Raw genomic sequence first — 12,222 nt, forward strand, 5'->3', positions numbered from 1 at the left:
CGGCGAGCCTTTCCCCGGCTACGCCGGAAAGGTGCGGCGGATCAGCGCCGGCACGCGCCACGCCTGCAGCATGCCGCGTCCCGCCATGAAGGCGAGATAGGCGCACCACAGGCCGGTATTGCCGAACGGGCGGCTGATCCACCAGGCGGCGAAGAACATCAATGCGGCGCCGAACATCAGGTTGCGCATGTCGCGCGACCAGGTGGAGCCGGCGTAGATGCCGTCATAGGCGAAGGCGGCGACACCCATGACCGGGGTGAGCGCCGCCAGCGGCAGATAGGCCCGCGCCGCCTCGCGCACTTCCGGGTTGCTGGTGAGCGCGTCGATCACCGCGCCGCCGCCCAGCAGCAAAGCGAGCGTCGCCGGTACCGCGAAGCCGAAGCCCCAGAACAGCACCATGCCGACCGAGCGGCGGAAGCCGGCGCGGTCGCGGGCGCCGACGCTCTGGCCGCAGATCTGCTCGGCGGCGGTGGAGAAGCCATCGAGGAAGAAGGCGGTGACCATCACCATGTTGTAGAGCACGGCATTGGCGGCCAGCGTGACGTCGTCGGCCCGCGCGCCCTGGGCGGTGAAGAACAGCAGCACCAGCATCAGGAGGCCGGTGCGGATCATGATGTCGCCATTGACGCCGATGGTCTCGACGAGCCGGGCGCGGTCGAACAGCGTAGCGAGCGGCAGCCGCCAGCCCGGCCCGATCAGCCGGCGGGCGGCGGCGAGCCCGGCGACCGTGCCGGCCACCTCGGCGGCGACATTGGCGAGCGCGGCGCCGGCGATGCCGTAATCCCAGTGCAGCACCAGCAGCAGGGTGAGCGCGGCGTTGATGCCGGCGATCAGCACCTGCAGGCCGAGGCCGATATCGGTGCGGGCGATGCCGACCAGCCAGCCGAGCAACACGAAATTGCCGATGGCGAACGGCGCCGAGAACACGCGGATGGAGAAATACACCGCGGCGGCGGTGGTGACCGCCTCGCTGGTGCCCATCAGCCGGAAGGCCAGCGCCCCGACCGGCACGTGGGCGAGGATGATGACGAGGCCGATGGTAGCGCACAGCACTAGCGCGCGGGCGAGGGTGGCACGCACCTCCAGCGCGTCGCCGCGCCCGAGCGCCTGCGCGGTCAGCCCGGCCGTGCCCATGCGCAGCGAGCCGAACACCCAGAACAGGAAATCGAACAGCAGCGCCCCGACCGCCACCGCGCCGAGCAGCACCGCATCGCCGAGCCGGCCCACCGCAGCCGTGGCGACGAGGCCGAGCAGCGGCGTCGTCATCTGCGCCAGCGTCGCCGGCAGGGCGATGGCGAGAAAGCGCCGGTGCGTGACCTCGATCCGGCCGGCGGCGGCGGTGAGGTTCATGGGCCTATTTGCCGCGCTGGGCGACGCGCATGATCAGCCACAGCGGCACCACCACCACCGCGCCGAGCAGGAAATAGCGCCAGAGCTTCTCGACCGCCTCGAAGCCGAATCCGAACAGGCCGTGGACGAGGCGTTGCAGGCTTTCGAGGATGTTCAGCGGATCGAGGCCGAGGGCGCTCATGATCACGCCGATGACCACGGACAGGATGACGAGGCGGACCAGCACCCAGAGCGGCGAGCCGCCCATCAGCCGCGAAATCTGGTTGTCGGACATGGAATCGGCACTCCCCGGTTCAGGACGCATCCCTATCACGCCGGGCGGCGCGGCGGGAGGCGGGCGGCGGCGCCTCGGCGGCGCCAGCGTCGGTGGTTTCGCTGGCGCTTTCTCCCTGCGTGCGCAGCAACGCCTCGAGCGTCGCGAGCTGGTCGGCCTCGCCCGGCGGCTTGTCCCAGCGCAGCCGGGCGATGCGGGGAAACCGCATGGCGACGCCGGAACGGTGGCGGGCGGAGCGGGCGAGGCCCTCGAACGCCACTTCCAGCACCAGCCCCTCGGTGGCGGTGTGCACGACTTCCCGCACCGGGCCGAAGCGGTTCACCGTGTTCCGACGCACGAAGCGGTCGATCTCGGCGAGCTCGGCGTCGGTGAAGCCGAAATAGGCCTTGCCGACCGGCACCAACTCGCCCTCGCCGGCGTTCTCGCCGGTCCAGACGCCGAAAGTGTAGTCGGAATAGAAGGAGGAGCGCTTGCCGTGGCCGCGCTGGGCATACATCAGCACCGCGTCGACGCTGTGCGGGTCGCGCTTCCACTTCCACCACGGCCCCTTCGGTCGGCCGGGCATATAGGGACTGTCGGCCCGCTTCAGCATCACGCCTTCCACCGCCCCGGCATCCGGCCCGGCACCATGGCTGGCCGGATCTGCGCGGGCGGCGGTCAGCTCCTCCCAGCTTGCGAAGGGTACGAGTGGCGAGAGATCCAGCCGGCCGTCGGTTGGATGAGCGGCGATCAGGGCCTCCAACCGGGCGCGGCGGGCGTCGAAGGGTTCTTCGCGCACATCCTCAGTGCCGTCGACCAGCAGGTCATAGGCGCGGATATGCGCCGGGAATTCGGCGATCAGCTTTACCGACACCACTTTGCGGTTCAGCCGCTGCTGCAACACGTTGAAGGACTGCACGCGGCCCTCGCGCAGGATCAGCAATTCGCCATCCACCGCGCCTTCGAAGGCGAGTGTGTCGGCGAGATCGGGGAAGGCGCCGGTGATGTCCTCGCCGGTGCGGCTGTAGAGTCGGGTGGCGGGATGGCCGTCCACTCTGTGCGCTCGCACCGCCTGGATGCGGATACCGTCCCATTTCCACTCGGCGCGGAACTCCTGCGGCGCGAGGCTGTCCCGGTCCGCTTCCTCCAGCGGGTGGGCGAGCATCACCGGGCGGAACGGCGTCGGGTCGGAGGTCTCCGGCCGCTCGCCACGCCCCTCCGCCCAGGCGAACAACTCGGCATAGGGCGGCGACAGGCCGGGCCAGACCAGCTCGACGTCGTCCGGCGAGAGCGTGCCGAGCGCCGCCACCGCCGTCTTGGCGAGCCGGGCGGAGACGCCGATGCGCAGCGAGCCGGTGATCAGCTTCAGCAGCGCCCAGCGGCCGGTTTCGTCCAGACGGTCGAGCAGGCCGGCGAGCACCGTATGCATCTCGCTGCGGCCCATATGGGTGAGAGTGTCGATGACGGCGGCAAGAGATGGCGGGGGCGGGAGATGGCCTGGCCTCTCGTCGAGCCGTGCTTCCCCCTCACCCCACCCCTCTCCCCCACGGGGAGAGGGAGCAGGTTGTGCGGCCTCTGGGAGCGCCGTCTCGTCCGGGGGAAGAGGGTGCTGCGCTACCAAAGCCCTCTCCCCGTGGCGGAGAGGGCTGGGTGAGGGGGCTAGAGGGTCCGACGCTTTTTCCTCGTCCATGACGGAGGAGAGCTCAGGCCGTGCCGGCGCCGGCCACATCAGGGCGACCGTTTCGGAGAGGTCGCCGACATAATCGTAGGACAGCGCGAACAGCACGGGGTCGGTGCGCTCGGCGATGAACTGGCGGATCAGCCCCGGCTTGGCGTTGCGGAACGACAGCGCGCCGGTCAGCGCCGCCAGCGCGAAGCCGCGGTCCGGGTCCGGCACATGGCGGAAATAGTCGGCGATCAGCCGGATCTTGCCGTTGCGGCGCGGCTCATAGGCGAGGCGGTCGATGAGGGCGGCGAAGCGGTTCACGATGCACTTCCCTCGGCGCTTTCCCCGGCACCGTCTTCCGCCGCCGGCGCGCGCGCGGGGGCGTCGCCGCTCTCCGCCTCCTCCTCGCCATAGCCGACGAGGTGCAGCGGGCGCGCCGCCAGCCCGGCCTGGCTGGCCCAATGGACGAGGGCGTCTTCCTGGCCGTGCGTCACCCAGAGTTCCGCGCAGCCGGTGGCGAGGATGGCGTGTTGCAGGTCGTCCCAGTCGGCATGGTCGGAGACGACCAGCGGCAGCTCGACGCCGTGCTGGCGGGCGCGGGCGCGGATGCGCATCCAGCCCGAGGCGAAGGCGGTGACCGGATCGGCGAAGCGCCGCGACCAGACTTCCGCCAGCGAGCCGGGCGGCGCGATCACCACCGCGCCGGGCAGCTCCTCCGGGCCGGTGTCGCGGGCGGGCTTCACCGGGCCGAGGGCGATGCCCTGGCTCTCATAATAGGCGGTGAGCCGCTCCATGGCGCCGTGCAGCAGGATCGGCCGGTCGTGCCCGGCAGCGCGCAGCAGCGCGATCACCCGCTGCGCCTTGCCGAGCGCATAGGCGCCGACGATGTGGGTGCGCTCGGGGAACAGCGCCAGCGATCGGGTGAGCTTGCTGATCTCCGCCATCGGGTCGGGATGGCGGAACACCGGCAGGCCGAAGGTCGCCTCCGAGATGAACACGTCGCAGGCGACCGGCTCGAAGGGCGTGCAGGTGGGATCGCGGCCGGGCTTGTAGTCGCCGGAGGCGACGATGCGGCAACCGTCCTTCTCCACCCGGATCTGCGCCGAGCCGAGGATATGGCCGGCCGGGAAGAACGTGACCTTGACGCCGGAGACCTCGACCGTCTCGCCATAGGAAATCGCCTGCGTCTGGCCGGCGAAATCCTCGCCGTAGCGGATCGCCATGATGTCGAGCGTCTGGCGCGTGGCCAGCACCGCGCCATGGCCGGCGCGGGCGTGGTCGGAATGGCCGTGGGTGACGAGCGCGCGCGGCACCGGCCGGGTCGGATCGATGAAGAAATCGCCGGCAGGTGAATAGAGCCCGCGCGGCGTTGGGCGCAGCAGGTCTTCCGGGCGCAGGGGGGAAGGCGCGGTAGAACGCTCCGTCGAATTCATGGGCCTTGCGAAACTCTCTTACCAAGCGGCGTCGGGAAGGATATAGGGCGTCGCCCCGCGTTTTGCCGATCCCTCGGCTACAGAGACCTCCCATGGCTGGCGCTCCGCTCTTCCTGTCGTCCGGCGATCCCACCCTCGATCGCCGCATCGACTGGGCGCGCGCGCTGATGGCCGAGGGCAATGCCGCCGATGCGGTGGCGCTGCTCGACGAGGTGGCGGGGCGGGCGCCGGACTTCCTGCCCGGCTGGTTCCTGCTCGGCGAGGCGCGCGAGGCGCTGGGCGACACGGCCGGCGCCGGCGACGCCTATGCCCGTGCCCGTGCGCTCGATCCCGATGATCGGCTCGGTGCGGCGCTGCGGCTCGCCCGGCTGGGGCGCGACGATGTGCCGGAGATGAGCGCCGCCTATGTGCGCACCCTGTTCGACCAATATGCCGAGCGTTTCGACAAGGCTCTGGAGCGGCTCGACTATCGTGGGCCGGAACTGATCCATGGCGCGCTTGCGGCGGCCTGCGACGGGCTGGGCCGGCCGTTCGCCTTCGCCCGCGCCCATGATCTCGGCTGCGGCACCGGCCTTGTCGGGGTGCGGCTGGCCGACCAGGTCGGCGAGATCGACGGGGTCGACCTCTCGCCCAACATGATCGCGCTCGCCCGCGCCCGCGGCGTCTATGCGCGGCTGGTGGCCGGCGACATGGTGGACTATCTGCGCGAGGTGCCGGCGCGCGAGGCCGATCTGGTCTTCGCCGGCGACGCCTTCTGCTATCTCGGCGATCTCGTGCCGGTGCTCGCCGAAAGCCGGCGGGTGCTGGAGGAGGGCGGGCTGCTCGCCTTCACCGTCGAGACCCATGCGGGCGAGGGCATCCTGCTGCGCGACACGCTGCGCTATGCGCATGGGGAGGCTTATGTCCGCGCGGCACTGGCGACGGCGGGGCTCGCGCTGCTCTCCTGTGAGGCGGCTTCCACCCGCACCGAGAAGGGCGAGCCGGTGCCGGGTCTCGTCATCGCGGCGATCCGGGCGGCGTAGTCTTTTCGACCGATGTTCCCGTTTTGCCCTCGCTTTTCCGCCGGAACGCGCTAGCCTCGCGCCTGTGACCGTCCTTGACCGCCAGAGCGCCATTGACCTGCCCGAGCCGTTCCACAGCTGGTTCGCCGGCCGCGGCTGGGCGCCGCGCGCGCATCAGTTCGCCTTGCTGGAGCGGGCGCGGCAGGGGCGCTCGACGCTGCTGATCGCCCCCACCGGCGCCGGCAAGACGCTGGCCGGCTTCCTGCCGACGCTGGTCGAGCTCGCCGAACGGCCGCGCAACCGCAACAATCCGCGCCCACCGGGGCTGCACACGCTCTACATCTCGCCGCTGAAGGCGCTGGCGGTCGACGTCGCCCGCAATCTGGAGCGGCCGGCGGAAGAGATGGCGCTCCCCATCCGCATCGAGACCCGCACCGGCGACACGCCGGCCTCGCGGCGCCAGCGCCAGCGCCGCGACCCGCCGGACATCTTGCTCACCACGCCCGAGCAGATCGCGTTGCTGCTGGCCTCCGCCGACGCGCCGCATCTGTTCGGCGACCTCCGGCGGATCGTCCTCGACGAGCTGCACGCGCTGGCCGGCTCGAAGCGCGGCGACCTTCTGAGCCTTGGCCTTGCGCGCATCCGCGCGCTGGCGCCGGAGGCGCAGACGGTCGGGCTGTCGGCGACGGTGGCCGATCCCGACACGCTGCGCCGCTGGCTGGTGCCGCAGCGGGGGACAAGCGAGATGGGCGATCTCGTCATCGCCGAGGCGGGGGCGGCGCCGGAATTGTCCATGCTCGACAGCGTCGCCCACGTGCCCTGGGCCGGGCACACGGCGAAGCATTCCCTGGGCGAAATCTACGCGCTGATAACGGCCAACACCACGACGCTGGTGTTCGTGAACACCCGCATGCAGGCGGAGCTGCTGTTCCAGGAACTATGGCATATCAACGAGTTGAACCTACCCATCGCCCTGCATCACGGTTCGTTGGACGTCTCGCAGCGCCGCCGCGTCGAGGCGGCGATGGGCGAGGGACGGCTCAAGGCGGTGGTGTGCACCTCCTCGCTCGACCTCGGCATCGACTGGGGCGCGGTGGACCTCGTCATCAATGTCGGGGCGCCGAAGGGGTCCTCGCGCCTCATGCAGCGGATCGGTCGCGCCAATCACCGGCTCGACGAGCCCTCGCGCGCCGTGCTGGTGCCAGCCAACCGCTTCGAGGTGCTGGAATGCCGCGCGGCGATGGAGGCGGTGCGGGCCGGGGCGCAGGACGGCGCGGTGGAGCGCTCCGGCGCGCTCGACGTGCTCGCCCAGCATGTGCTCGGCATGGCCTGCGCCGGGCCGTTCGACGCCGACGCGCTCTATGAGGAGATCCGCTCGGCCGACCCCTATTCCGCCTTGCCGCGCAAGGACTTCGACGACGTATTGGCCTTCGACGCGACGGGGGGCTACGCGCTGCGCGCCTATGAGCGCTTCGCCCGCATCCGCCAGATGAAGGACGGCCGCTGGCGGGTGGCCAACCCGATGGTGGCGCAGCAATACCGGCTCAATGTCGGCACCATCGTCGAGGCGACCATGCTGAAGGTGCGCCTGGTCGGCGGAAAGGCCCGTTACGGGGGACGCGTGCTCGGCGAGGTGGAGGAGTATTTCGTCGAGACGATGAGCCCCGGCGATACCTTTGTTTTCGCGGGAGAAATCCTCGAGTACCGCACCATCGTCGAGGACACCGTGCTGGTGGTGCGCTCGCACGCCAAGGAACCCAAGGTGCCGTCCTATGAGGGCGGCAAGTTCCCGCTCTCCACCTTCCTCGCCGCCGGGGTGCGGGCGATGCTGGCCGACCCGGCGCGCTGGAAGAGCCTGCCGACCCAGGTGCGCGAATGGCTGGAGATCCAGCGCCGGCGCTCGCGGCTGCCGGGGCGCGAGGACCTGCTGGTCGAGACCTTTCCGCGCGGCGGGCGGCATTATCTCGTCGCCTATCCCTTTGAGGGGCGGCTCGCCCACCAGACGCTCGGCATGCTGCTGACGCGGCGGCTGGAACGGGCGCGGCTCAAGCCGCTCGGCTTCGTCGCCAACGACTATGCGCTTGCGATCTATGGCATTTCCGATCTCTCGCTGGCGATCCGGCAGGGCCGGCTCGACCTTGGCGAACTGTTCGACGCCGACATGCTGGGCGACGATCTGGAGGCGTGGCTGGCGGAGGCGGCGCTGATGAAGCGCACCTTCCGCCAATGCGCCATCATCGCCGGGCTGATCGAGCGGCGCTTCCCCGGCAAGGAGAAGAATTCCCGGCAGGTCACCATGTCGACCGACCTCGTTTACGACGTATTGCGCGCGCATGAGCCCGACCATGTGCTGCTGCGCGCCGCCCGGCAGGACGCCGCCACCGGGCTGATGGACCTCAAGCGGCTTTCCGGCATGCTGATGCGCATCCGCGGGCGAATCGATCATGTCGAACTCGACCGGGTGTCGCCGCTGGCGGTGCCGGTGATGCTGGAGATCGGCCGCGAAATGGTCGGCGGCGAGGCGGCGGACGCGCTGCTGGCGGAGGCCGAGGACGAACTGGTCGAGGAGGCGATGCGTGGCGATTACCGCGTGCAGTGAGGTGGACGATGCGGCCGATCCGTCCGATGCGGCCGGCGTGATCGCGCTCGCCGGGGCCGAATTGCGCCTCGACCCGGCCGGCGGGCTGTTCTGGCCGGCCGAGCAAATGCTGATCGTCGCCGATCTGCACCTGGAGAAGGGCTCCTCCTTCGCCGCGCGCGGCATCGCCCTGCCGCCCTATGACAGCCGTGCCACGCTGATGCTGCTCGCCGGAATGGTGGAGCGCTGGCGGCCGCGCGCGGTGGTGTCGCTGGGCGACACGCTGCACGACCGCCGCGCCGGCAGCCGGCTCGGCCCGGCGGAACGCGACCTGCTGGCGGGGATCGGCCATGGCCGGGAGATGTTGTGGATCGCCGGCAACCACGACCCCGATGTGGTGCCGGAGCTCGGCGGCGTGCATCTGCCGGAGCTGGCGGTCGGCGGCCTCGTGCTGCGGCACGAGCCGCGCGCGGGGGCGGTGCGCGAAATCGCCGGGCATCTGCATCCGGTGGCGCGGGTGGTGCGGCGCGGACGCGCGGTGCGCCGGCGCTGCTTCGCCACCGACGGGCGGCGCCTCGTCATGCCGGCGCTCGGTGCCTATGCGGGGGGCCTGAATGTACGCGACCGGGCGCTGGCCGGGCTGTTCGCGCCCTCGTTCGAGGCACATCTGATCGGCGGGGCGCGGACCTACCGCCTCGCCCACCATGTCTGCGCGCCGGATCGCTGAGCGACGACGCGCGGGGGCTCGCTCCGCGAGGCGGGTTTCAGTTGCGCGAGGCGGCGGTCAGTTGCGCGAGGCGGTCTTGCGGGTGAGGCCGAGATCGCGGTCGGTGAGGCCGGAGCCGCTATTGGCCTTGGCGTCGGCTTCCGCCGGGGTCCAGAGCAGCAGCGCCTTGCGGGCGGAGGCGAGGGTGTCGGCATCGAGTCGGGTGGCGATGTCGTCGCGCTTCGCCGCCGCTTCCTGGTCGCCGCGCGCGGCGGCGAGCGAAAACCACCGCCAGGCCTGGACCGGATCGGCGTCGACGCCGAAGCCGCGCGCATAGAGCACGCCGAGATTGTACTGGCTGTCGCGCACGCCGTAGCTGGCGGCCTGCTGGAACCAGACGGCCGCTCCGGCGTAGTCCGGCGCGGCGCCGTCGGCGAGCATCACGCCGAGATTGTGCATGGCCCGGACATTGCCGCCGGCGGCGGCGGCCTCGTAGAGGGCCCGCGCCCGGACGAGGTCGCGCGGCAACCCCTCGGCGCCCTTTTCATAAAGCGTACCCAGCCGGTAGGCGGCCGGCGCCGAGCCACGGGCGGCGGCAACGGCGAACCACTGTGCGGCGCGCGCGGCGCTGGGGGCGACGCCGTCGCCTTCCATATAGCGATCCCCTACCTCATAGGCGGCCTCGGGATCGCCCGCCTGCGCGGCGCTGCGGAGGCCCTGGCTACCAAAGGTGCCCGGCAGGTCGCCCGGTATTTGCGGGGCCTCGAGGCTGGAGGAGCCCGGCAGCGGCGCCATCGGCGTCGACGGAGCGAGCGGGGGGATCGGCAGCGCCGGCGCTTCCGGCGCGGCCATGGGCGGCGCGGCGGGACGCGGCGAGACCGAGCCGGTGATGTCGTCCGGGGTCGGCACCACCGGCAGCGAGCGGGCGGTCGAGGTGGCGGCCGGCGCCGAGGCGCGCAGCCGGCCTTCCTTCATGCCGCTGAGCAGATGCCAGGAGGCGAAGGCGAGCGCCGAGCCGCAGACGCCGACCAGCAGCATGGCGCGGATGCGGGCCAGCCAGCGGGTGGAGCGGGCGCGGCTGGCGCGCCCCTCGGCGATGCGGGCGCCGGCGGAAGCGCCCTGCGGCGCGGCATGCGGCACGCCGCGGGCGGCGCGGCGGGCCTGGGCGATGAAATTGATGCGGGCCGGTCCGGCGCTGGCAACCTCCGGGGTCTCCCGGTCCGACGCGGGCGGATCGCGGGTGTCGTCGAGAGCGGCGGCATCGGTCGACAGCTCGACGGGGGGCTGACGGGGGCCGGCCGCCGGCACGGCGCCATCGAGGACGGGCGCGGCGACGGCGGGCGCGCGCGGCGTGGCGGCGGTCGCCGGGTGTGGAACGGGTATAGCGGGTGCTTCGCCGGCGGCTCGGGCCGCGGTGCCGGTCGATGCCGCCGGCGTGACGGCGGCGGCGACCGGATCCTGCGCCGGCATCCGCGCGTCATCGCCGCGCGGCGCCGGGCCGGCGGGCGGGGGCGGTGGGACGCTCACCAGGCTGGCCCGGGTCTCCTCCATCTGGATGAACAGGTCGTTCAACGCCCGCTCGATGCCGGCGAGCCGGTTCGGCTGGGCGTGCTGCGCCTCCAGCCGGTCGGCCAGCGTGGCGATCTGGCGGCTCAGCGTCTCGAAGGCGGCGGTGTCGGGCACCGGGATCGGCAGCGGGGGCCGCGCCGGGGCTTCGGCCGGGGCCGGGCGTTCGATGCGCTCCAGCCGTTCGCCGAGGCCGCGCAGCAGCTGCTCGACGCCGGACGGCGCCGCCTGGCGCAGGGCCGAGAAGTTCTGGGCGATATTTTCCTGCAGGTCGTCGAGCCGGCGATGGACGCCGCCGAGATCCACCTCGGCCGGCCGCGCGGCCTGCGCATCGAGCCGGGCGGCGAGCTGGCCGAGCCGCTCGTCGATGCCGGCGAGCGCGGCGCGTAGCGAACTCTCCTGCGCACCGGCCTCACGGCCGACGCGTCCGACCAGCAGCGTCACCTGCTCGACCAGCTGGCGTACCGTGTCATTGGAGAGGGCGCGGCCGATGACGGCGCGGATCTCGCCGGCCTGCGCCTGCAGCCGGGCGATGGCGGCGCCGTCGACCTGCTTGGCGGCGACGAGGTCGAGCTTGCGGGACAGGCCGTCGAGCCGGCCTTGCATCACCGAGCCATATTCCGGCAGCCGCAGCGCCGCGATCATGTCGCGCAGCGCCGAGAGGGTGGCGCAGAGTTCCTTGTCGCGCAGCCCGGTGGCTTCCACCCGCGCGGCGAGACGGGAGACGGTGCGTTGCAGCTCGTCCACCGCCTGGCGCGGGGCCAGATCGCCAAGCGCGACGCGCATCTGGGCGACCTCGCCGCGCAGCGCCTCGAAGGCGGCGGTGGCCGCCGGGGCGGTGGCCGGCATAGGCGGCATCGGTTCCGGTACGGCAGCGGAGGGCGGGGCGTCGGCGGAGAGGGAGGCGGCCGGCCGCGACGGTGCGCGCAGTTCGACCGGCGGCGCGGCGACGCGCGCGGCGTCGGGATGCCCGGCACCGGCGGGGGAGCTCGATGCCGCGGGTGGCGGGGCAGCGGCTGCCGCCGTGGCAGCGGAGGGGGGCGACGCGTCGGGGGTGGTGGCCTGGCGCCCGGAAGGGGTGCGTGGGCGCGCCGGGGCCGGCGGGGGGGCGACCTCGAGCTCGCGCTGGCGGGCGGCAATCTCGGCGACCGCGGCCTCGATGCTGGCCGCGCTCGGCGCTTCCGCCGCCGTGGTTATGGGCCGGCGGGCAGCCGGCATGGATTTGGCGGGCGTCGACCTCGCAGGCTGGGCGGCGGCGGCACGCAGGCGGGCGTTGGAATCGCCGACCAGCGTGTCGAGCTGCGCGCGGATGTCGTTCAGCGCGGCTTCCACGCGCGAGGTGGCGGGCGCCGCGACGGGTTCCCGGACGGGCTCCGGCACCGGCGGCGCGGCGAGGCGGCTCATGGTGCTGGTCAGCTCGTGGATGCGGCGACGCAGATCGGCGATGTCGCCGACCGCCGCGCCACGCTCGCCGCTGCCGAGAGGACCGAGCAGGCGCTGGTGCAGCCACTCGTCCAGCGGCAGCCCGGCGCGGCGGGCGGCTTCGTTCATCGCGGTCCAGGCGGCAGGGGGGATCTGCTCGGCCTGGGTGGGGGCGCCTTGCCTCACCGTCTTCTCCGTCGCGTCAGGCGTCGTCGACACGGGAGAATCACCGGTCGCGACGCTGGAG

Annotated in this window: 8 protein-coding genes; 3 read left to right on the forward strand and 5 right to left on the reverse strand. The window is 72.4% G+C overall.

Annotated elements, in window-relative coordinates; translation table 11 throughout:
- Nucleotides 1-18: 18 nt before the first annotated feature.
- From LGR54_RS18655 to LGR54_RS18670, 4 genes are read right to left on the reverse strand one after another with little or no spacing between them, the layout of a single operon-like run.
- Nucleotides 19-1,350, reverse strand: coding sequence for an MATE family efflux transporter (locus LGR54_RS18655; protein WP_230363467.1), 1,332 nt, complete (start codon nucleotides 1,348-1,350; stop codon nucleotides 19-21).
- Nucleotides 1,351-1,354: 4 nt separating this feature from the next.
- Nucleotides 1,355-1,624: a DUF6460 domain-containing protein gene (locus LGR54_RS18660; RefSeq protein WP_214011087.1), complete on the reverse strand. Its 270-nt coding sequence runs from the start codon at nucleotides 1,622-1,624 to the stop codon at nucleotides 1,355-1,357.
- Between the two features lie 19 nt (nucleotides 1,625-1,643).
- Nucleotides 1,644-3,590 (reverse strand): cisplatin damage response ATP-dependent DNA ligase, encoded by a 1,947-nt coding sequence (locus LGR54_RS18665; protein ID WP_230363468.1) that lies wholly within the window; start codon nucleotides 3,588-3,590, stop codon nucleotides 1,644-1,646.
- Entirely contained in the window at nucleotides 3,587-4,702 is a 1,116-nt protein-coding gene (locus LGR54_RS18670; protein ID WP_230363469.1) for a ligase-associated DNA damage response exonuclease, read from the reverse strand. Before LGR54_RS18670 ends, LGR54_RS18665 begins: the two co-directional genes overlap by 4 nt.
- Before the next feature lie 92 nt (nucleotides 4,703-4,794).
- On the opposite strand from LGR54_RS18670, the gene LGR54_RS18675 reads away from it, so the two are divergent.
- The 3 genes from LGR54_RS18675 to pdeM all read left to right on the forward strand — a co-directional run bounded on the left by LGR54_RS18675 (nucleotide 4,795) and on the right by pdeM (nucleotide 9,008).
- A complete protein-coding gene (locus tag LGR54_RS18675) occupies nucleotides 4,795-5,724 on the forward strand; it encodes a class I SAM-dependent methyltransferase (RefSeq protein WP_230363470.1) in 930 nt (309 codons plus the stop codon).
- A gap of 64 nt (nucleotides 5,725-5,788) precedes the next feature.
- Nucleotides 5,789-8,302, forward strand: coding sequence for a ligase-associated DNA damage response DEXH box helicase (locus LGR54_RS18680; protein WP_230363471.1), 2,514 nt, complete (start codon nucleotides 5,789-5,791; stop codon nucleotides 8,300-8,302).
- Nucleotides 8,280-9,008 carry a ligase-associated DNA damage response endonuclease PdeM gene (gene pdeM / locus LGR54_RS18685; RefSeq protein WP_370638229.1) on the forward strand — a complete coding sequence of 243 codons (729 nt, stop codon included), beginning with the start codon at nucleotides 8,280-8,282 and terminating at the stop codon, nucleotides 9,006-9,008. Before LGR54_RS18680 ends, pdeM begins: the two co-directional genes overlap by 23 nt.
- Nucleotides 9,009-9,065: 57 nt before the next feature.
- Here pdeM and LGR54_RS26090 read toward each other — a convergent pair whose 3' ends face one another.
- Nucleotides 9,066-12,194, reverse strand: coding sequence for a tetratricopeptide repeat protein (locus LGR54_RS26090; RefSeq protein WP_230363472.1), 3,129 nt, complete (start codon nucleotides 12,192-12,194; stop codon nucleotides 9,066-9,068).
- Nucleotides 12,195-12,222: the final 28 nt, after the last annotated feature.

Origin of the sequence: Ancylobacter sp. Lp-2 (assembly GCF_020523795.1) — a bacterium.
In the GTDB taxonomy this organism is placed as follows: Bacteria; Pseudomonadota; Alphaproteobacteria; order Rhizobiales; family Xanthobacteraceae; genus Ancylobacter.

Bases quoted from the DNA above. Each gene is read 5' to 3' on its own strand.
- LGR54_RS18675 (WP_230363470.1), top strand. From the start codon at position 4,795: ATGGCTGGCGCTCCGCTCTTCCTGTCGTCCGGCGATCCCACCCTCGAT.
- LGR54_RS18660 (WP_214011087.1), bottom strand. From the start codon at position 1,624: ATGTCCGACAACCAGATTTCGCGGCTGATGGGCGGCTCGCCGCTCTGG.
- LGR54_RS18670 (WP_230363469.1), bottom strand. From the start codon at position 4,702: ATGAATTCGACGGAGCGTTCTACCGCGCCTTCCCCCCTGCGCCCGGAA.
- LGR54_RS18655 (WP_230363467.1), bottom strand. From the start codon at position 1,350: ATGAACCTCACCGCCGCCGCCGGCCGGATCGAGGTCACGCACCGGCGC.